The organism is Lentzea atacamensis (genome assembly GCF_003269295.1).
In the GTDB taxonomy this organism is placed as follows: Bacteria; Actinomycetota; Actinomycetes; order Mycobacteriales; family Pseudonocardiaceae; genus Lentzea; species Lentzea atacamensis.
The window spans coordinates 200,892-220,622 of the sequence record NZ_QLTT01000009.1; the positions used below are offsets into that span (position 1 = coordinate 200,892).

The window sequence follows — 19,731 nt, forward strand, 5'->3', positions numbered from 1 at the left end:
TTCTCCTTACGCGGCGCGGACGACGCCGGCGAGCTGGTCGGCGCTGAGCTGGTCGAGGCGGACGCAGGTGCCCTGCAACGCCTCCGCGATCTTCTGCGCGAGGCCGAGGCGGATGTGGCCCTGTTCGCAGTCCACGACGACGACCGCGGTCTGTTCGAGCAGCCCTGCCGCTTTCAGCGCGTCCTTGGTCGGGTCGCCGCCGAGTCCGCTCGACGTCGCCCTGCCGTCGGTGAGCAGGACGACCAGCGGGCGTTTCCGCGGGTCGCGCAGGCGTTCGATCTCAAGAACCTTGTGCGCCTTGAGGATGCCGTCCGCGAGCGGGGTCCTGCCGCCCGTGCGCATCTTCTTCAGGCGGGTCGCCGCCGCGTCGACGGACGTGGTGGGCGGCAGGGCGACCTCGGCGGCCCGGCCGCGGAACGTGATCACGCCGACCTTGTCGCGTCGCTGGTAGGCGTCCCGCAGCAGCGACACGACCGCACCGCTCACCGCGGACATCCGCTGGCGCGCGGCCATCGAGCCGGAGGCGTCGACGACGAACAGGATGAGGTTGGACTCCTTGCCCTCGCGGACCGCCTTGCGGAGGTCCGCGGCGGTCAGCAGGAGTCCTGGACCGCTGCGGCCGCGCGCCTGCTGGTGCGGGGCCGCGTTGGTGAGGGTGTCGGCGAGGTGCAGACCGCTTCCGTCCACTTTGGACGATCGGACGACCCGGCCGGTGCGGGCGCGGGCCCTGGACCGCTTGCCGGGCGCGCCTTCACCGACGCCGGGAACCTCCAGCAGCCGCGCCTTGAACGCAGGGGCGGGTTCCGGAGCCGGGCGGTCGTTGGGCGCGTTCCCGTTGCCGGCCGGGCCTTCCTGCGGTTCAGGCAGCTCACCGCCGCCGGGGCCGTCGTCGTCCGGGCCGTCGGGTTCCTCGGCGTGCTCGGCCGCCTGCCGCATGGCGTCCTCGAGCTGCTGCTCTTCGATGCCGGGCTCGTCGAACGGGTCGCGGCGGCGCCGGTGCGGCAGGGCGAGCCGGACGGCGACCTCGACGTCCGCTTCCTCGACCTTCTCGGAGCCGCGCCACGCGGCGTGTGCAGTGGCGGCACGGGCGACGACGAGGTCCGCGCGCATGCCGTCGACCTCGAAAGCCGCGCAGACGGCGGCGATCCGGCGCAGCTCACCGTCCGGAAGGGACACCCGGGGCAGCTTGGCGCGCGCGTCGGTGATCCGCTGCTTGAGCTGGACGTCCTCCTGCGCCCACCTGGCCGCGAACGTCACGGGGTCGGCCTCGTAGGCGAGCCGGCGCCTGATCACCTCGGTGCGGACGCCGACGTCCCGCGCCGCCTTCACCGCCACCGTCAGCCCGAACCGGTCGAGCAGCTGCGGCCGCAGCTCCCCCTCCTCGGGGTTCATGGTGCCGACCAGCAGGAACTGGGACGGGTGCGACACGGACACGCCTTCGCGCTCGACGTGCGCACGCCCCATCGCGGCGGCGTCGAGCAGCAGGTCGACGAGGTGGTCGTGCAGCAGGTTGACCTCGTCGACGTAGAGCACGCCCCGGTGCGCGGCCGCGAGCAGACCGGGCTGGAACGCCCGCACGCCCTCGGTCAGCGCCTTCTCCAGGTCGAGCGAGCCGACCAGCCGGTCCTCGGTGGCACCGACGGGCAGCTCGACGAGCCTCGCGGGCCGCCGCTCGCCACCGTCGTGCGGCGCGTCGGGGCAGTCGGTGGTGCCGGGAACGCAGCCGAAGCGGCAGTTCCTCGACACGTCCAGCTCCGGCAGCAGCGCGGCCAGGGCACGCACGATCGTCGACTTCGCGGTCCCCTTCTCGCCGCGGACGAGAACACCGCCGATGCCGGGGTGCACGGCGTTCAGCAGCAGGGCCAGCCGGAGGTCGTCATGTCCGACGACAGCCGAAAAGGGGAACATGCTCGGCAAAGTCCTTCCTCGGGTGTCCACGCCCGTGGTCGGTGGTTGAAGAGGGGGACGAGTTCCTGACTCCCGGAGCGGGGTCCGGTCACAGTCGCGGGCACGGCGCCGGATTCACACCGGCTTCCTCGCGCTCCCCTCACAGCCCCGGCATCGTCGCACTTCGCACCTGCCGGTCCAACAGCCAGGTGAGTTACGTCGCCCCGAGAAGTGACTCCGGCAGGCGGACGGGCCGGGTTTCGGCCCCGATCGCCGGGTCGGCAGTGGATGGGGTGATCAGCAAACGCTTGCATCCGCCGCCAAGTGCATCCGACTGCCGGCACACGGCGGGAGCGACGGTCAGAGCAGGCTCTGAAACTCCGCCCAAGCCTCCCGCACCTCGTCCGCCGTCCACTCCATCGCCGGCCCGGCAACGGTGACCTCGGTCTTCGCGAGGCTCCCGTCCTGCCAGAACGAGCCGAGGAACTTCCCGCTCAGCTCCGTCAACCTGGCCGGGTCACCCGGCAGGTGGAACGCGAACTGGTGGGTGTGCGGCTCCGGCAGGCCCATCGCCTCCGCGACCACCTTGGCGTGAGCGACCTGCGCGCCGAGCTTCGGAAGCACGGTGTCCAGGCCGTGCATGGCCGACAAGGCGGCCGGCCACTGCTGGAACAGCATGCCTCCGTAGCGGTGCCGCCAGACGCGCGCCTGGTCGACGAAGTCCTGGGTTCCCGCCAGCGCGGCGCCGGACATGCCTTCGAGCGACTTGTAGAACGAGACGTAGACCGAGTCGAACAGGCCGGCGATCTCCGGTAGCGGCTTGCCGAGGCCGAAGGTGCTCTCCCACAGGCGGGCGCCGTCGAGGTGCACGACCGCGTCCCGTTCGCGCGCCTGGTCCACCAGCGTGGTCAGCTCGTCCCAGGTGGGCAGGATGAAACCGGCCTCGCGGTCCGGCACCTCCAGCAGCAGCGTCCCGTACGGCTCCGGGCAGGTGGCCACCTCGGAGTTCGGCACTTTGATCGGGCGCAGGCCCGAGAGGACCGTCAGCGCGTCGTCCTCGTGGTTCAGCGGGTGCGCCTGCGGGTGCATCGCCACGATCGGGTTGTGCGTGCGGTCGGCCCAGCACTTCAGCGCGATCTGCTGGGCCATCGTGCCGGTCGGCACGAACAGCGCGGCCTCGGTGCCCAGCAGTTGCGCGACCCGCTCCTCCAGCGCCGCCACCGGGCCTCCGTCGCCGTAGCGGTCGGGCTCGACGTCCGGCACCGGGCCGAGCTCTTCCAGCAGGGTTCGCTTGCGTACTCCGGAGAGCTGACGGTTCAACACCACGGCATCAAACCTCAGCGGCCAGCGTGTCCGCGAGTGAGACAACACCCGCCCGGATCTCGGCCGCGGTCATGCCCTGGTCGAGCAGGAACGCGATCTGCTCGCCGCGAAGCACGGCCAGCAGCGCGTGCGCGTTGAAGGTGGAACCGACCAGCCTGGCCAGGCGGTCCACGGTGAGCCTGAAGTTGCCCTCGCAGCTGCGCACCGAAGTCCGTTCGACGGCGATGACCAGCGGCAACGACGCCAGCACGTGATCGAACAGCTGGCCTGCGAACTCCGCGGCGGTGCGGCACTCCAGCGAGGCGACCTTGATCCACGACGCCGCCGTGGAGTCCACCACGGCCTGGATCAGGCCCGCCTTGTCGCCGAACCTGCGGAACACCGTGCCCTTTCCGACACCGGCTGCCGCGGCCACGTCGTCGATCGAGACGGCGTCGATGCCGCGCTCGCGGATCAGCTCGGTGGCGGCCGCCAGGAGCGCGGCTCGGTTGCGGGCGGCGTCGGCGCGTTCCAACGGTTCTCCTCGACTTAAGCGGACCGGTAGTCCGTACAGTAGCAACCGGACCGACGGTCCGCTTATTGGGAGGAAGACGATGAAGGCAGTGCGGTTCCACGAGTTCGGCGGCCCCGAGGTGTTGCGGGTCGAGGAGGTGCCGGACCCCGCAGGCGACACGCTGGTCGACGTCACCGCGATCGGGCTCAACTACGGCGAGACCGTCATCCGGCGTGGCAAGGGGCGTGAGCTGTTCCCGTGGTATCCGGGGCCGAGCCTGCCCGCGGTCCTGGGCTCGGAGGTCGTCGGCGTCACGGAGGACGGCCGCCGGGTCATGGGCGTGCCGCGCGACGGCGCCTACGCCACGAAAGCGGTGATCGAGAACCCGATCGACGTGCCCGGTGACGTCAGCGACCACGAGGCCCTCGCCCTCCTGCTGCAGGGCACCACCGCGGTGGCCGCGACCAAGGCGGTGCGAATCCAGCCCGGTGACCGGGTGCTGGTGGAGGCGGCGTCCGGCGGTGTCGGCACGCTGCTGGTGCAGCTCGCGGAACGGGCGGGAGCGACGGTGCTGCAGGCGTCCAGCAAGGGTGGCATCGGCTACGACTGGGACGGCCTGGAGCCGGTGGACGTGGCGTTCGAGTCGATCGGCGGCGAGGTCGGCAGACGCGCGTTCGAGCTGCTCAAGGACGGCGTCGGGCGGATGGTCGTGTTCGGGTACGCCAGTGGCGAGCCGCTGGACGTCACGGCGAGCGACATCTTCCGCAAGGGCGTCGCGGTGATGGGGCTGCCCCGGAACACCACGCCCGAGGAGGTGCTCGGGCTGAACCTGAAGCCGGTCCTCGGGGACGTCTACCGGCTCGACGAGATCGCCGAAGCGCACAGGGCGCTCGAAGCCCGCACCACGAAGGGCAAGCTCATCGCGCGACCGTGACCGACTTCGGCGCCCGGAACGACAGCAGGTTGAGCCACTCGGGATCCTCGCCGGTCAGCCGCAGCGAAGGCTCGTGAGCAGCGACGGTCCGCAGCACCACGGCCGCCTCCAGCCGAGCCAGCCCGGCGCCGAGGCAGAAGTGGCGGCCGTAGCCGAAAGCCAGGTGCCGCGGATCGCTTTCCTTGCCGCTCAACAACAACACGAGCTCGGCACCGGCAGGCACGCGCACCCCGGACAGCACCACCTCACGAGCGGTCAGCCGCCGCCAGGTCACCACGGGCGTGTCGGTCCGCAGCACGTCCTCGACGAACGACTCGGCGACGCCGGGCTCCGGCAGCCGGGCCCACAGCGAACGGTCCTGCAACGCGCGCCGCAGAGCCGTGGAAAGCAGCTGGGTCGTCGTCTCCTGGCCCGCGATCAGCAGGAAGTAGCAGAGGCCCGCGGAGTCCTCCGCGGACACGCCGGCGTCGGCGAGCGCGCAGAACAGCTCGCCGTCCCGCGCGTGGTAGCGCTTGATCAGCCACTGGTGGAAGTCGCCGACGTCGTCGACCAGCTCCAGCTGCCGCTCACGGGAGATGTTGCCCCAGAAGAACTCCAGCGACCCCGAACTCCACCGCTTCAACGTCGGGATGTCGACGTTCTCCAGGCCGAGCAGCTCCATCAGCACGATGGCCGGCAGATCCCACGCGAGGTCACCGACAAGATCATTTCGGCTGAGATCTGAGCCACCCAGCCGTTCCAGAACCAGGGCACGGATGCGAGGCTCCGCAGCGGCGACACGGGCGGGCGTGAAGAACGACGCGACCAGGCGCCGCAGACCCGCGTGCGACGCCGACCCGTTGTTCGCGAGGGTCGGCGGCAACGAGAAGCGGGCCCTCACGAGGGCGCGCAACGCGGCAGGCGCGACCGGGGTCACCGCGGTCAGGGCGTTGTCAGGCAGAAACGTCACGGGATCGGCGAGAACCGCGCGCACGTCGTCGTAGTCCGACACCACCCAGCGGCCGTCGCAGAACTGCACCGGCGAGGTGAGCTCGGCACGCGTGAAGGTGAACAGGTCCACGAGCGGCACGCTAGTCGGCGGATGGGAGACTCAGCCGGTGACGGTGAGCACAACTGAGGGTATTTCCAGTGGTGGTGAGTCGACGTTCGACTGGATCGACGTCCGCTCTGAGGCGCGTGCCAAGGCAGGCCTGACCCGGCGGGTGCGTCCGCGCCAGGCCGGCTCGACGGACCTCGACCTCGCCAGCAACGACTACCTGGGCCTCGCCAAGGACAAGCGCGTCGCGGGTGCCGCGGCCGCCGCCACGCTCAAGTGGGGTGCGGGCTCGACGGGTTCGCGCCTGGTCACGGGCTCCACCGAGCTGCACGCCGAGCTGGAGTACGAGCTCGCGAACTTCTGCGGCGCGCAGTCGGCACTGGTGTTCAGCAGCGGGTACGCGGCGAACCTCGGCGCGATCACCGCGCTCACCGGCCCCGGCACGGCGATCGTCGCCGACCAGCACATCCACGCGTCGCTCATCGACGGCACGCGCCTGTCCAAGGCGGACGTCGTCGTCGCGGACCACTGCGACGTCGGCAAGGTCCGCCACGCGCTCGAGACCCGCGGCAAGCGGCGGGCGATCGTCGTCACGGACTCGGTCTTCAGCGTCGACGGCGACATCGCGCCGCTCGGCGAACTGCACGAAGCCTGCCGCGCGACCGGTGCCGCGCTCGTCGTGGACGACGCGCACGGCCTCGGCGTGGTCGGGCCCGGCGGCCGCGGCGCGGTCGCGGAGGCGGGCATCATCAAAGCGCCGGACGTGATCACGACGCTGACGCTGAGCAAGTCGCTCGGCGCTCAGGGCGGAGCGGTGCTCGGCCCGAGCCGGGTGATCAGGCACCTGATCGACACCGCGCGCACGTTCATCTTCGACACCGGCCTCGCGCCGAGCAGTGCGGCGGCGGCGCTGGCGGCCATCAAGGTCCTGCGCGAGGAACCGGACCGCCCCGAGCGCGCGCTCACCGTGGCGCATGAGCTGAGCAACCGCCTGAAGGAAGCCGGTTTCCAGGTCAGCACGCCCACGGCGGCCGTCGTCAGCGTGCGGGCACCGAGCCCGGACCAGGCCTTCCAGTGGGCCGAGAACTGCCGCACCAACGGCGTGATCGTCGGCTGCTTCCGGCCGCCGTCGGTGCCGGACCAGATCAGCAGGCTGCGGCTCACCGCGCGCGCCGATCTGACCGAGGCCGACATCGAACGCGCGGTGCGCGTGATCAGGGAGTGCGCCGCATCCGCAGGTGTGGAATCCCGTCCTCGATGAACTCCGCACCTTCGGGCACGAAGCCGAACGACGCGTAGAAGTCCACGACGTACGTCTGCGCGTCGAGCACACACGGCGCGTTGCCGACGTCGACCAACGCCGCCTGCATGAGCCTGCGGCTGAAGCCACGGCCACGTGCCATGCGTGCGGTGGCGACGCGTCCGATGCGGAACGTCCCGTCGGGCTCCTCGAGCAGCCGCAGGTACGCGAGCGGATCGTGCGACCCTTCAGCTTCCAGCCAGAAGTGCCGCGTGCCCTGGTCGAGGTCGCGGCCGTCCACGTCGCAGTAGACCGAGTTCTGCTCCACGACGAACACGTCCTGACGCAGCCGCAGGATCGCGTAGAGCTGGGAGGGACTCAGGTCGAGTCCCCACTGCCGGCGCAGGGTCGCCGGAAACGGTGTGGTTCGCACCAGACCTTGGATATCAGAAGCCCAGCGTCGACCGGTAGTGAGCGAGACGGGTGTAGACACCGGGTTCATCTGCCCGTGCGCACCCGCGTCCGAACGACACGACGCCCGCGAGCCTGCCGCGCACGACCAGCGGCCCGCCCGAGTCGCCGGTGCACGCGTCCCTGCCGCCGCGGCCGGCGCAGAGCATCCCGCCCGGCCGGTAGTCCGGCTCCTTCAGGACGCACTCGGAGTCGGACAGGATCGGCACCGTCACCTTGCGCAGCGTCATGGCGGGCGGGGTGTTCTCGGCCGTGCGGCCCCAGCCGAGCACCGTGCCCTCGTCACCGGCGTCGCCGAGCGCGATCGTCCGGTACGGCAACGGGCGGGCGAGCGTCAGCACCGCCACGTCGTCGCCCTTCGTGACCTCGCGGAAGCCGGGGTGCCGCCACACGTCCGCCACCGCGGCCTCGGTGCCGTCGGTCTTCACCCGCAGGTCCGTGCGGCCGGCGACCACGCGCAGCTGCTCGGCCGGGCGCTGGTTCCTGCTCATCACTCCCTTCAGCGTCGCGCAGTGCGCGGCCGTCACGACCTTGTCCGCGGCCACGAGCGCGCCGCCGCAGATCAGCTGACCATCAGGGGTGGTGATCGCCACAACCCACGGGGTGTCCGCCACCCGCGCGGGTGTCCCCCCGACGATCGCATCAGCCGTCGACGCACCGCTGACCAGCGCGATCACCGCCGCGAGCACGGCAAACCGCTTACCCCTCACGGACCACTCCCCGTTGCACCAGGTGGACGATTGGTCACCAACCGTAGCGACCACGCTAGGACGGCGTCAAAACAGGAGATTCTCGTGTTAGTGTCCCATCTGGCCGGAGATTTTGCGGTCAGTGGCGCAGATCACGGGGGTATGTACGGTGTTGTTCGACTTCGGCCAGGTTCCGGCCTTCCTCATCGCGTGCGCGGTCGTCATCGTGACCCCCGGTGTTGACGCGTTCCTGTTGCTGCGCACGTCACTGCGGTCCGGCACCCGCTCCGGCCTGCTCGCGCTGGCGGGCATCCACTCGGCGGCGGCCGTCCAGGTCGCGCTGGTGATCTCGGGTCTCGGCGTGGTGCTCGCGCAGTACCCCGTGGTGCTCACGACGCTGCGCTGGATCGGTGCCGCCTACCTGCTCTACCTGGCGGTTTCCATCACACGCGGGCTGCTGCGGCGCTCCGGCGACGAGCCGGAGGAGGTCATGAGCGACCGGCCGTTCCGCCAGGGCTTCCTGACCAACATCACGAACCCGAAGATGATCCTGTTCTCGCTGGCGTTCCTGCCACAGTTCATCGGATCGGGTGAACCGGCACCGCAGCTCGCGATGCTGGCCGTGCTGTTCCTCGCGCTCGCGGCGGTGTGGGAGCTGATGATCGTGCTGGCGGCCTCGCGCGTGGCGGGCCGGCTCAAGCGACCTGGTGTGACGACCGCGCTCGACGCGGTGTGCGCGGCCGTCTTCCTCACCATGTCGGTCGGGCTCGTGGTCTGAGCCTCAGGCGAGGTGGAAGATCCACCTGCTCATCTGCGGCGCCTTGCCGAAGAGTCCCTCCGGGAAGTGCCCGATGCGGTCGACGAGGGGCATGAGGTACCTGCCCCTGTCGACGTTGCGAAGCCGGTACCCGCCGAACGCGTCGGGCCCTTCCAGCCGCCACTGCTGCGTCGTGTCGGCCGCGGCGCAGTCCCCGCGCAGGTCGACCACGTTGTCGTAGTGCTGGTCCGGCGCCGCACGCAGACAGCCCGTCGGGGTGCGCAGCCCGATCACGCCACCGCCGAGCTCGACCCGCTGGAACGCCGAGCCTGGGCAGTCACCCGTCGCGACGCCGTTGGGGCAGCGCCCGAACTTCTGCGAGCTCTCCAGCGTCACCAGGGCGCCGGTGGTGTCGGGCAGGACCGGCATGCGGCCTGCTTCGGCCACCAGCCACCGCTGATGGTCACTGTCCTGCGAGTCCTCTGTGATGATCCCGAAGTTGAACTCGCTGTCGTACCAGGACGTGTCGGCGTACCAGGGCCATGCGACGGCCACCTTCAGCTTCACCGCCCCGGACGGGTCCGGCGCCAGCTCCCAGCGCTGGTGCCGGTCGGTGTCGTCGCACTCCTCGCCGGTCAGGGACCCTTCGCCGCGGATGCACTTCCGGTCGGCGACGTTGCGCAGGAAGAACTGGTTGCCCGCCGCGGGTACCCGCTCCCACCGCTGGTTCGCCGCACCGGTGCAGCCGGCCATCTCGACCAGGAACGGGTCGATCGTGCTCGCCGTCATGCACTGGCCCCGTGCCACGTTCTTCAACTCGATGATCGTGTTCCCGGCGGGCTCGGCGCTCGCGGGAACCGTGGTCATTGCCCCCAGGGTGATCGCGGCCGCGATGGCGGCGGCGACACCCAATGATCTACCAGTCATACTCCTGCAGGGTAGTCAGCTGATCTTGGGAGCGGCGCGCATTCCGATGTAGCAGTAGCCGTTCGCGAAGACGACAGGCATGAAGTCGTCCTGGAACGACGAACCGGCGCCGGTGGCCGCGAAGACGCTGTGCGACACGGGGATCAGGTCCATGTCCATGGACGGGTAGATGGCCATGTCGTCCACGAACTCGTAACGCGCCTGCGGTCGTTGATCGTGATGACCACGCCTTCACGTTTGTAAACCTTTCGAGTACGGGTTGGAGCGCGTGCTGGAAGGGCTCAGCTCCCGCGCGACGTGACGCGCGGCCCCGGTGTCACCATCGCGCCGGGCTCCCCCGCCAGAGAGATCTCTACGATCGGTTTCGTGGCGGATCGGCTGGAGGCTCTGCGCGACGCGCTGGCCGCGCGTCCCGGCGATGCCGTGCCGTTCGACGCGCTGGCCGCGGAGGTGTGGCCGGACGAGCTGCCGATGCACCCGCGAGCCGCGTTGCGCACGCTGGTCAGCAGGCTGCGCGCCACCGAGCAGGTGATCACAGAACCGACCGGGTACCGGCTCGTCCCCCGCCCTCCCGCGCCGTGTCAGCTGCCGGCCGACCTGCCGGACTTCGTCGGCAGGAGGGAGGAGATCGCACGGCTGGAGCTGATCGACGCGCCGGTGGTGGCGATCACCGGGCTGCCCGGTGTCGGCAAGACCGTGCTCGCGATCAGGGAGGCCCACCGGCTGCGCGAGCGGTTCCCCGACGGACAGCTCTACGTCAACCTGCGCGGGTTCTCCACCGGGCCGCCGATGACGGTCCAGCAGGCGCTGGCGCGGTTCGTGAAGGCGCTGGGCGGCGGGCCGGAGGACGACTACCGCGAGCTGCTCAGGAACCGGCGCGTGCTGGTCGTGCTCGACAACGCGACCGCGGACGTGATCGAACCGCTGCTGCCCGCCACGCCCGGCTGCGCCGCGGTGATCACGAGCAGGCAGGACCTGCCGCAGTTCGCACAGGTCAAGCTCGGTGTGCTGACCGAGCAGGAGGCGCACGAGCTGCTCAAGGGCATGCGGATCGACGGGGACACGAGCGAGCTGATCAGTCTCTGCGCACGGTTGCCGCTCGCGCTGCGGATCGCGGGCGCCAACCTCGCCGGGCGGCACCTGCCGGACTACGTCGAGGAGCTGCGCGAGCACCGGCTCAGGGCGTTGGAGATCGAGGACGACGACACGGCCGTGCAGGCCGCGTTCGACCTCTCGTACCGGAAGCTGTCCCCGCGGGCGCGCCGGACGTTCGACTTCCTGGGTGCGGTACCCGGCCCGGACATCCCGGCCGGTCTCGCCGGCGACGCGATCGGCGAGCTGGTCTCGGCCAACCTGGTGCAGCAGAACGGGGATCGCCACCAGCTGCACGACCTGCTGCGCCTGTACGCCCACGAACGGGCCACCGCGGCGGATCGGCAGGCGGTCTTCGAGTGGTACCTGGCGCGCGTGGACGGCGCCGACGCCGAGCTGAACGCCGGCTACACCCGGCTGCTGCCGCCCTCGGCCGGCCGGATCCCGTTCCCGGACCGCGAGGCCGCGATGACGTGGTTCGAGACGGAGAGGCTGAACCTGGTCGCGCTCGCCCAGGACCGTCCCGACGCCGCGCTGGTGGCGGGGATGCGCGCGTACCTCCTGCTGTCCGGTTACTACGGCGAGCTGCGGACGATCGCCGGTGCCGCGCTGGCCGGCGGCGAGACCGGGCAGCGGGCCGCGGCGATGCGGGTCTGCCTCGCCTACCTCGACTGGCGGTTCGGCGAGCACCGGACGGCGATCGCGCACTGCGAGCGGGCGATCGCCGAGTTCGAAGCCGCCGGCAGGCAGGCCGAGCAGGCGACGGCGCTCAACATCCTCGCCGGGATCTACCACGACATCGGTGAGCTCGGCCTCGCCCGCGAGCACCTCAGCGCGGCACTCGACCTCTACGGGCCGAACGGCATGCACGCCCAGCTCATCGGCGGTCTCGGCAACCTCGGACTGGTGGAGCTGGAGCTCGGCAGGCTCGACTCCGGCGAAGAGGCGCTCAGGAGATCGGTCCGCCTCGCCCGCGAGATCGACGACGTGCAGCACACGTCGAACGGCCTCAACAACCTCGGTGTCGTGCTGGCGGCACAGCACAAGCACACCGAGGCCGAGGAGGCGTTCCGCGAGGCGCTGGAGCTCTCGCAGAAGCACGGAATGCGGCCGGTCGAGATGTCCGCGCGGGTCGAGTACGCGGAACTGCTCATCGCGACCGACCGGCGCGACGAGGCACGCGAGCACGCCGCACGAGCGCTCGAACTGGCCGGAGCCGACGACCTCTTCATCGAGATCGACGCCGGCCTGGTGCTCGCCGAGGTGAACCGGTCGGTCGCCGAGTACGACGAGGTGCTGCGCCGGGCGGTCGACGCCGAGTTCCGCATCATCGAGGTGCGCGCACTGGCGGGCAAAGCCGCGTTGCTGAAGGACAAGGCGTTGTACGACAAGGCCATCGAACGAGCGGAGAGCGCGGGCCTGCGTTACCGCGCGAACCTCTTCCGCGAGCTCAGCTCAGGTATGTCCTGACGCGCGTGTAGACGCCGGGCGTGTTCGGGCGGGCGCACCCGATGCCCCACGAGACGATCCCGGCGAGCCGGCCGTCGACCACGAACGGGCCGCCGGAGTCGTCGATGCACGCGTCGACCCCTCCCTCCGGATAGCCCGCGCAGAACATCGCCGTCGCGTCATAACGCGCGTAAGCCCCCGAGCACTGCGCGTCCGCCATGATCGGGATGGAGGCCTTGTGCAGCAACGGGCTCTTGTTCGTGTCGCCCTCCGCCTGCCGTCCCCAGCCGTACACGACACCGACGTTGCGCGCCGCGTACACGGCGCTCGTGGCAGCAAGCGGCAGCACTTGGTACGGCATCGGCTGCACGAGCGTCAGCAACGCGATGTCCTTGCCGCGCGAGGGCGTCGAATAGCCCTCCGCGATCTGGTAGTGCTTCACGACGGACGTGCTGCCGCCGTCGGTGAGCAGGTCCAGCCTGCCGCCGACCACGGTGATCGAGCTGGGTTTGCGCCCGTACACGCAGTGCGCGGCCGTGGCGACCAGACCCGGCCCGACCAGCGCGCCTCCGCAGAACTGGTAGCCGGACGACGTGGTCAGGGCGACCATCCACGGCGCCTCGTCGGCGTCGTCCACCACGACACCGCCGACGATCCTGGGGGCAGCGTGTGCCGGGGTCACCGCGATCACGATCAGGGCCAGAACCGCTGCCAGCAGACGCATGCACCCACTGAACCCAGGGGTCTACGGGTCGACAACTCCAGGCGGCAAAGCACCCACGACCGGGTGAAGATCCTTGGCGTAGCGGGAGATCCGGACGTACACGCCCGGCTTGCCCCTGCGCGCACAGCCCTCGCCCCACGACGTGACACCGACGAGCTTGCCGTCCGCGACGACCGGACCGCCCGAGTCGCCCTGGCAGGTGTCGATCCTGCCACCCTCGAAGCCCGCGCAGAACATGTCGGCCCGCACGAACTGCGGGTAGGCGTCGGCGCAGAAGGCGTCCGGCAGCACCGGCAGCGTGGCCTGCAGGAGGTAGCGCGACGTCTTGCCGTTCTCGCTGGTCCGGCCCCAGCCGAGGGCGCGCAGCTGCGTACCCGGCTGGTAGAGCTCCCGATCGGCCGGCTCGGCCAGGGGCAGCGGGGTGTACGGCAGCGGGTTCCCGAGCGTCAGGACGGCCACGTCCTCGCCCTCGTCGGCCGAGACGTACTGCTTGTGGATCCAGATGTCCGCAGGCGTGACGGTCACTCCGGCACCGCGGTCCTGCTTGTCCTCGCGACCGGCGACAACGCGCAGGTCACGCGGCGCACGACCCAGCGCGCAGTGCGCCGCGGTGAGCACCTTCGTCGGCGCGACGATGGTGCCACCGCAGAACTGGAGGCCGTGGTCGTCGGTCAGGTAAACGGCCCACGGGTTGGCCTTGATCGAGGCCCGCTCGCCGCCGATGACCTGCTCACCGGCGGCAGCGGTGCCTGTCGAAGCCATCACCGCGCAGAGAACCAGCACCAGGAGTCGTCGCATGACTCCACATGGTAGCTACTCCGCTGGACCGTTCGGAGCAACTTTGCTCCAGACCTTGCCCGCGGCACCCATGACGGCCTCGCCGATGTCGTTGATCGTCTTGATCAGCGGGTCGGCGGAGTTGGTCATGGACTCCTTGTACGAGCGGGCGGCGGCCTTCACGTCGTCCGTGAGGTTGTTCGCCGGCCGGTCGTCCTCACGACGCAGGTAGGTGCCGGTGAGGATCTCGCGGTACTCCTCGGTCGCCGCCCAGCGCTGCAGCTCCGCGGCACGGACCACGGCCATCGGGTGCGTGCGGCGTTCGGTGTGCAGGAGCTTGAGGACGCTGTCACGGATGTCCTCGACCTCCTCGTACTCCTTGGCCTGGGCGAGGAACTCGGCGATGTCGACCTGGCCGCCGAGGTCACCCGCGAACGCGAGGTGGGCCCGCAGCGCCGCCTGCGGGTCCTGGCAGGCCAGCAGGCCGGCCCGGTCGCAGGACAGCTCGGTCTTGCGCTGCCACTCGAACAGTGCCGCGATGACGGCACGCATGGCGAACGCACCCGCCGGCATCCAGCCCAGCGCGAACTGGAGGTTGAGCAAACGGGCGAGGATGGTGTTGTAGAGCCCGTGGCCGGACATGGCGTGGCCGGTCTCGTGGCCGATGACCCAGCGCATCATCTCCGGGTCGAACAGGTCGACCATGCCCGTGGTCAGCACGATGAACGGCTTGTCGATGCCGATCGTCTCGCCCATGACTACCGGCGAACGCCGCACGAAGAGCTCTGGTGGCTCCTCGATGTCGAACGTGGCCGCGACCTCGTTGCGAATCCGGTCGAGCTGCGGGTACTGCTTAGGGCCGACGCGAACCGACGAGGCGACCTGGATCAGGCGTTCACCGCGCTCGGAGAACGCCGCCGCGACCGCCTTGATGATCGGCGCCACGGCTGGCACGGCGCGGAGCACGGCGAGCGCGCCCCGGTCGGCCGGATGTTCGTAGGCGCGCGGGCTGATCCCCGGAAAGCGCACCCTCGATGACTGCTCAATATCCCCCGTCACGTCACCCAGGTTAGACACGATCCGGACAAGGGTGCACGGAATCGGCTCCGGACCGTTGCAAACTTGCGCGGTGAGCAGCGACGAAGACACCACGGTTCTGCCGTTGCGCGGTGGAGCCACCGCGACCCTCGTGCGCCGGCGGGCCGCGGCCAACGACCGCGGCGCGATCCTCTACGTGCACGGGTTCGCGGACTACTTCTTCCAGGAGCACGTGGCCGGGCACTACACGGCCCAGGGCTACGACTTCTACGCGGTCGACCTGCGCGGATACGGCCGGTCGCTGCGCGACGGCGAGCTGCCGAACTACACGACCGACATGGCCGTGTACTTCGAGGAGATCGACGCCGCCATCGCGAAGGTTCGCGAAGAGCACTCGCGGGTGGTGCTGATGGGTCACTCGACCGGTGGGCTCACCACGTCGTTGTGGGCGCACGAACGGCGCGCCAGCGACTTGATCAACGCGCTGGTGCTGAACAGCCCGTGGCTGGACGTCGTCGAGCCGCCGTTCATCCGCCAGGTCGTGAAGGTGATCGGGCGGGTCGCGCCCAAGGTGAAGATCCGCGCGAACCTCGGCGAGGCGTACGGCGCGGCGATCCACAGCTCGCGCAACGGCGAGTGGGACTTCGACCTGACGTGGAAGCCGCTCGCGGGCTTCCCGGTGCTGGCCGGGTGGATCCGGGCGATCCTGATCGCGCAGGAGAAGGTCCACAAAGGTCTCGACGTGCGCGTGCCGGTGCTCGTGATGCACTCCGACAAGAGCATGCTCAACGCGCGCGAGTGGAGTGAGGACGTGTCCAGGGCCGACGCGGTGCTGGACGTCGAGGGCATGAAGAAGTGGGGTCCGAAGATCGGATCATCCGTCAAGGTCGTCGAGATCAAGGCGGGCATGCACGACCTGTTCCTGTCGCCTGAGCCGGTGCGTGCGGCGGCTCTGGCCGAGGTCGACGAGTTCCTCAAAACGACTTGACCTCCTCATAGGTCGAAGTTCGAGACTGGTCGTCATGAACATCGACTTCAACGCCTGGTACGCGCTCGAAAGCGCGATGCAGGACGAGAAAAATCGTCGCGTCAGCCGGGCGACGTTGAAGCGCGTCGCCCGGTTCGCCCGGCCGCAGCGGCGTTCCGTGTACGTGCTGCTGGCGATCAGCTCGGTCGCGGCGGTGCTCGCGGTGGCCTCACCGGTGCTGGCCGGACGCGTGGTCGACCAGATCGTCGGTGGCCGTGATCTCGGGCTGGTCGTGTGGCTCGCGCTGGCGATCGCCGGCGTGGCGGTGCTGGAGGCCGGGTTCTCGCTGGCCGAGCGGTGGCAGTCGGCACGGGTCGGCGAGGACCTGATCCTGCGGCTGCGCCAGGCCGTCTTCGACCACGTGCAACGGATGCCGATCGCGTTCTTCACGCGCACGAGGACCGGCGCGCTGGTCTCGCGGCTGAACAACGACGTGATCGCGGCGCAGCGGGCGTTCTCCGAGACGATCTCCGGTGTCGTCACGAACGTCATCGCGCTGGTGCTGACCCTGGCCGTGATGCTCACGCTGTCGTGGCAGGTCACGGTGCTCGCGATGCTGCTGCTGCCGATCTTCCTGATCCCGGCGCGGCGGATGGGCAAGCGGCTCGCGTCGATGCACCGCGAGGCGGCGAACCTCGACTCGGCGATGACCACGCAGATGACCGAGCGGTTCTCCGCGCCGGGTGCGACCTTGATCAAGCTGTTCGGCCGGCCGTCGCTGGAGAGCGCCGAGTTCGGCGCGCGGGCGCGGCGGGTGCGCGACATCGGCGTGCGAACCGCGGTGGCGCAGTGGCTGTTCCTCGTGGCGTTGACGCTCGTCTCGTCGCTGGCGCTGGCACTGGTCTACGGGCTGGGCGGGTACTTCGCGATCGCCGGCCAGATGGCGCCGGGCACGATCGTGACGCTGGCGCTGCTGCTGACGCGGTTGTACGGGCCGTTGACGGCGTTGGCCGGTGCACGGGTGGACGTGATGACCGCGCTGGTGTCGTTCGAGCGGGTCTTCGAGGTGCTGGACCTGCCTCCGTTGATCAAGGAGAAGCCGGACGCCGTCGCGGTGCCCGACGGGCCGGTGTCGGTGGAGTTCTCGGACGTGAAGTTCGCCTACCCGTCCGCGGACAAGGTCTCGCTGGCGTCGCTGGAAGAGGTCGCTGCGCTCGACACCCGCGGTGGCGAGGAGATCCTCGGCGGGGTCTCGTTCGTCGCCGAGCCCGGTTCGCTGATCGCGCTCGTGGGCGCGTCGGGTGCGGGCAAGTCGACGATCGCGTCGCTGGTGCCCCGCCTGTACGACGCGGACTCCGGGTCGGTGCGACTGTCCGGTGTGGACGTTCGCGATCTGTCGTTCGACTCGATCCGCGAGACCGTGGGCATGGTGACGCAGGACGGGCACCTGTTCCACGAGTCGATCGGGGCGAACCTGCGGCTGGCGGCTCCCGCGGCCACTGACGAGGAGCTGTGGGACGCGCTGCGGCGGGCGCGGCTGGCGGACCTGGTGTCGTCGCTGCCGGACCAGTTGGACACCGTGGTGGGCGAACGCGGCTACCGTCTGTCCGGTGGTGAGCGGCAACGACTCACGATCGCCCGGCTGCTGCTGGCCAAGCCGCGCGTGGTGATCCTCGACGAGGCCACCGCGCACCTGGACTCGCGATCGGAGGCGGCGGTGCAGGAGGCGCTGGTCGAGGCGCTGGCCGGCCGGACGTCGCTGGTGATCGCGCACCGGCTGTCGACGATCCGGGCGGCGAACCAGATTCTCGTCGTGGATCACGGGCAGATCGTCGAACGTGGTACGCACGAGGAGTTGCTGGCCCTCGAAGGCCACTACGCCAAGTTGTACCGCACGCAGTTCAGTGAAGAGCCGATCGGAGCGCCGTGACCATTCCCTCGCCCGACAATCTCTACCCGTTGCCGGACATCGCCCGCACGGTGCTGCTCAAGCCGTTGGTGAAGAACCCGCAGATCGAGATCGGCGAGTACACCTACTACGACGACCCTTTTCACGCCGAGGAGTTCGAGCGGCGCAACGTGCTCTACAACTTCGGCACGGAGAAGCTGGTGATCGGCCGCTACTGCGCCCTGGCAGAGGGCGTCCGGTTCATCATGTCCGGCGGCAACCACCGGACCGACGGCGTGTCGACGTTCCCGTTCACGATCTTCGGCGGGCTGTGGGGCGAGAAGACGCTCGACATCGCGCTGGGGGCGCCTTCTCGCGGGGACACGGTGGTGGGCAACGACGTCTGGATCGGCTACCAGGCGTTGATCATGCCGGGCGTGCGCATCGGGAACGGGGCGATCATCGCGTCCGGATCGGTGGTGGTGTCGGACGTGCCGGCGTACGGCGTGGTCGGCGGCAACCCGGCCAAGCTGCTGAAGAAGCGGTACAGCGACGAGGAAATCGAGCTGCTGGAACGCATCGCGTGGTGGGACTGGCCGGTGGAGAAGGTCACCGAGCACGTCCGCGTGATCATGTCGGGGACGCCGGCCGAGCTCGCGGAAGCCGCGGAGTGAAGGCCCTGCTCATCACCGGGCCGGTCGGGGTCGGCAAGACGACGGTGGCCGAGGCCGTCGGCGACGTGCTCGCCGCGGCGGAGGTACCGCACGCCGTGATCGACCTCGACTGGCTCAGGCACTGCCGTCCCGCACCGGCGGACGACCCGTTCCACCTCGAACTGGAGTTGCGCAACCTCCGTGCCGTGGCCCGCAACTACGCCGACGCGGGAGCACACCGCCTGGTGCTGGCCGGGGTGCTGGAGAACAGAGCCGATCGCGCCCGGTACGCCGAGGCGATCGGGGCGAAGCTCACCGTGTGCCGGTTGAAGGCGGACCTGTCCGTCATCCGCAAGCGGCTCGCCCAGCGCCATGCCGGCGACGCGGGTCTGCAGTGGCACGTGCACCGCGCCGGGGAGCTGGAGAAGATCTTCGCGTTGGCATGGGTGGAGGACTTCGTGGTGGCGGCCGACCAGCCCGTCGCGGACGTCGCCCAGGACGTCGTCACCGGTTGGCTTGCGGCGGAACGGGTTCAGTAGCGCGAGTGCCGCGCCAGGAGAGCAGCAGTGCCAGCCACACGACCGCCGACCCGGCGAAGGCCAGCGCGCCCGCACCGAGGGTTGCCAGCACCGCACCACCCACGAGTCCGCCTCCCGCGACACCGAGCTGAACGGCGGAAGCGTTCGACGTCAGCAACATGGCGCCGTTGTCGGGAAAGGTGTCGAGCAGCCGGTTCATCTGGGTCGGTGTGAAGGTCCAGCCGAACAGCCCCCACACGACCAGGCGGAGGAACAAGAAAACGGCGTTGTGCGCGAACGGGATCACCAGCAGAGCCACCGCGATGACGAACGTGCTGGTGCGCAACATCCTCCGCCAGCCGTACCGGTCGACGAGGAACCCGCCCGCGAGCGTGCCGGCGGTGGTACCGATCCCGAAGATCATGAGCGCCGTCGCGATGGTCGCGCTGGCGCTCCCGACGTTGTGGCCGACCACGACGGAGATGTAGGCGTAGACGATGAACTCGGCGGTGACGACGGCGAGCGTCAGCACCAGGATCGACGGGTGTGTCTGGGCGCCGGCCGCCGCCCAGACACACCCGAACCCCTCTTCGTCCGTCACTCGCACGCGACCCGCAGCTTCGAGCGGGGAGCGACAGCGACCTCCTGGACCGCGAGCTCGTGCTCCACGCTCTCCGCGAGCAGAGCGTCGAGGCGGTCTTCCACGCTGCGGACGCGGTCCTCGACCTGAACCTTGCCGAGACCGTCCCCAGAGCCGAACGTGATCTGTGCCATGTGTGTTCACCTCCTTCGGATCGTCGATGCCGTGTCAACCTTCCGATGATCATCATCTTTTCAATTGATCTTCGTTCCGCATTCACCCGGCGTG

Annotated in this window: 21 protein-coding genes and 1 riboswitch; of the genes, 8 read left to right on the forward strand and 13 right to left on the reverse strand. The window is 70.0% G+C overall.

Going from position 1 to position 19,731, the window contains the following annotated elements; genetic code table 11:
- Positions 1–6: 6 nt before the first annotated feature.
- From C8D87_RS34200 to C8D87_RS34210, 3 genes are all read right to left on the reverse strand, one after another.
- Positions 7–1,908 carry a putative cobaltochelatase gene (locus C8D87_RS34200; RefSeq protein WP_112229862.1) on the reverse strand — a complete coding sequence of 634 codons (1,902 nt, stop codon included), beginning with the start codon at positions 1,906–1,908 and terminating at the stop codon, positions 7–9.
- A 40-nt stretch (positions 1,909–1,948) separates the two neighbouring features.
- Positions 1,949–2,081, reverse strand: a riboswitch (cobalamin riboswitch).
- Positions 2,082–2,247: 166 nt separating this feature from the next.
- Entirely contained in the window at positions 2,248–3,213 is a 966-nt protein-coding gene (locus C8D87_RS34205; RefSeq protein WP_211337216.1) for a threonine aldolase family protein, read from the reverse strand.
- 4 nt (positions 3,214–3,217) lie between these two features.
- Entirely contained in the window at positions 3,218–3,724 is a 507-nt protein-coding gene (locus C8D87_RS34210; protein ID WP_233439300.1) for a helix-turn-helix domain-containing protein, read from the reverse strand.
- A 79-nt stretch (positions 3,725–3,803) separates the two neighbouring features.
- On the opposite strand from C8D87_RS34210, the gene C8D87_RS34215 reads away from it, so the two are divergent.
- The gene (locus C8D87_RS34215; protein ID WP_233442432.1) at positions 3,804–4,637 is read left to right on the forward strand and encodes a quinone oxidoreductase family protein; all 834 of its coding nucleotides are present in this window, start codon (positions 3,804–3,806) and stop codon (positions 4,635–4,637) included.
- Here the strand turns inward: C8D87_RS34215 and C8D87_RS34220 are convergent.
- A complete protein-coding gene (locus tag C8D87_RS34220) occupies positions 4,621–5,697 on the reverse strand; it encodes a cytochrome P450 family protein (protein ID WP_215732572.1) in 1,077 nt (358 codons plus the stop codon). The genes C8D87_RS34215 and C8D87_RS34220 overlap by 17 nt on opposite strands.
- Positions 5,698–5,740: 43 nt before the next feature.
- Between C8D87_RS34220 and C8D87_RS34225 the strand changes: the two genes are divergently transcribed.
- Positions 5,741–6,934, forward strand: coding sequence for an 8-amino-7-oxononanoate synthase (locus tag C8D87_RS34225; RefSeq protein ID WP_233442433.1), 1,194 nt, complete (start codon positions 5,741–5,743; stop codon positions 6,932–6,934).
- Here C8D87_RS34225 and C8D87_RS34230 read toward each other — a convergent pair.
- Positions 6,888–7,346 (reverse strand): GNAT family N-acetyltransferase, encoded by a 459-nt coding sequence (locus C8D87_RS34230; RefSeq protein WP_233442434.1) that lies wholly within the window; start codon positions 7,344–7,346, stop codon positions 6,888–6,890. The two genes, C8D87_RS34225 and C8D87_RS34230, sit on opposite strands and share 47 nt — an antisense overlap.
- 13 nt (positions 7,347–7,359) lie before the next feature.
- Positions 7,360–8,094 (reverse strand): serine protease, encoded by a 735-nt coding sequence (locus C8D87_RS34235; RefSeq protein ID WP_233442435.1) that lies wholly within the window; start codon positions 8,092–8,094, stop codon positions 7,360–7,362.
- 148 nt (positions 8,095–8,242) lie between these two features.
- Between C8D87_RS34235 and C8D87_RS34240 the strand changes: the two genes are divergently transcribed.
- Entirely contained in the window at positions 8,243–8,851 is a 609-nt protein-coding gene (locus C8D87_RS34240; protein ID WP_112229870.1) for a LysE family translocator, read from the forward strand.
- A 3-nt stretch (positions 8,852–8,854) separates the two neighbouring features.
- Here the strand turns inward: C8D87_RS34240 and C8D87_RS34245 are convergent, their stop codons facing one another.
- Together C8D87_RS34245 and C8D87_RS46335 are read right to left on the reverse strand one after the other, a co-directional pair.
- Positions 8,855–9,757 (reverse strand): RICIN domain-containing protein, encoded by a 903-nt coding sequence (locus C8D87_RS34245; RefSeq protein ID WP_146771950.1) that lies wholly within the window; start codon positions 9,755–9,757, stop codon positions 8,855–8,857.
- Positions 9,758–9,772: 15 nt separating this feature from the next.
- Positions 9,773–9,943 (reverse strand): hypothetical protein, encoded by a 171-nt coding sequence (locus C8D87_RS46335; protein ID WP_170166688.1) that lies wholly within the window; start codon positions 9,941–9,943, stop codon positions 9,773–9,775.
- 180 nt (positions 9,944–10,123) lie between these two features.
- On the opposite strand from C8D87_RS46335, the gene C8D87_RS34250 reads away from it, so the two are divergent.
- The gene (locus tag C8D87_RS34250) at positions 10,124–12,319 is read left to right on the forward strand and encodes a tetratricopeptide repeat protein (RefSeq protein WP_146771951.1); all 2,196 of its coding nucleotides are present in this window, start codon (positions 10,124–10,126) and stop codon (positions 12,317–12,319) included.
- On the opposite strand, the gene C8D87_RS34255 is transcribed toward C8D87_RS34250, so the two are convergent.
- Genes C8D87_RS34255 through C8D87_RS34265 form a run of 3 tightly spaced genes read right to left on the reverse strand, consistent with a single transcriptional unit; the run spans position 12,300 to position 14,858 of the window.
- Complete coding sequence (locus tag C8D87_RS34255; protein WP_233442436.1) at positions 12,300–13,022, reverse strand: S1 family peptidase; 723 nt, start codon at positions 13,020–13,022, stop codon at positions 12,300–12,302. The two genes, C8D87_RS34250 and C8D87_RS34255, sit on opposite strands and share 20 nt — an antisense overlap.
- 21 nt (positions 13,023–13,043) lie before the next feature.
- Positions 13,044–13,820 (reverse strand): S1 family peptidase, encoded by a 777-nt coding sequence (locus C8D87_RS34260; protein ID WP_109633913.1) that lies wholly within the window; start codon positions 13,818–13,820, stop codon positions 13,044–13,046.
- 15 nt (positions 13,821–13,835) lie between these two features.
- Positions 13,836–14,858: a M48 family metallopeptidase gene (locus tag C8D87_RS34265; RefSeq protein WP_109633915.1), complete on the reverse strand. Its 1,023-nt coding sequence runs from the start codon at positions 14,856–14,858 to the stop codon at positions 13,836–13,838.
- Between the two features lie 70 nt (positions 14,859–14,928).
- On the opposite strand from C8D87_RS34265, the gene C8D87_RS34270 reads away from it, so the two are divergent.
- From C8D87_RS34270 to C8D87_RS34285, 4 genes are read left to right on the forward strand one after another with little or no spacing between them, the layout of a single operon-like run.
- Positions 14,929–15,825, forward strand: coding sequence for an alpha/beta hydrolase (locus C8D87_RS34270; RefSeq protein WP_215732573.1), 897 nt, complete (start codon positions 14,929–14,931; stop codon positions 15,823–15,825).
- Positions 15,826–15,859: 34 nt separating this feature from the next.
- Entirely contained in the window at positions 15,860–17,734 is a 1,875-nt protein-coding gene (locus C8D87_RS34275) for an ABC transporter ATP-binding protein (RefSeq protein WP_109633917.1), read from the forward strand.
- Positions 17,731–18,366 (forward strand): CatB-related O-acetyltransferase, encoded by a 636-nt coding sequence (locus tag C8D87_RS48175; RefSeq protein WP_112229875.1) that lies wholly within the window; start codon positions 17,731–17,733, stop codon positions 18,364–18,366. The genes C8D87_RS34275 and C8D87_RS48175 overlap by 4 nt, the downstream gene beginning before the upstream one ends.
- Positions 18,363–18,884, forward strand: a complete 522-nt coding sequence (locus C8D87_RS34285) for an AAA family ATPase (RefSeq protein WP_112229876.1) — start codon at positions 18,363–18,365, stop codon at positions 18,882–18,884. The genes C8D87_RS48175 and C8D87_RS34285 overlap by 4 nt, the downstream gene beginning before the upstream one ends.
- On the opposite strand, the gene C8D87_RS34290 is transcribed toward C8D87_RS34285, so the two are convergent.
- Together C8D87_RS34290 and C8D87_RS46340 are read right to left on the reverse strand one after the other, a co-directional pair.
- The gene (locus tag C8D87_RS34290; RefSeq protein ID WP_170166689.1) at positions 18,850–19,470 is read right to left on the reverse strand and encodes an MFS transporter; all 621 of its coding nucleotides are present in this window, start codon (positions 19,468–19,470) and stop codon (positions 18,850–18,852) included. The two genes, C8D87_RS34285 and C8D87_RS34290, sit on opposite strands and share 35 nt — an antisense overlap.
- Positions 19,461–19,637, reverse strand: a complete 177-nt coding sequence (locus C8D87_RS46340; protein WP_170166690.1) for a hypothetical protein — start codon at positions 19,635–19,637, stop codon at positions 19,461–19,463. The genes C8D87_RS34290 and C8D87_RS46340 overlap by 10 nt, the downstream gene beginning before the upstream one ends.
- Positions 19,638–19,731 lie beyond the last annotated feature (94 nt).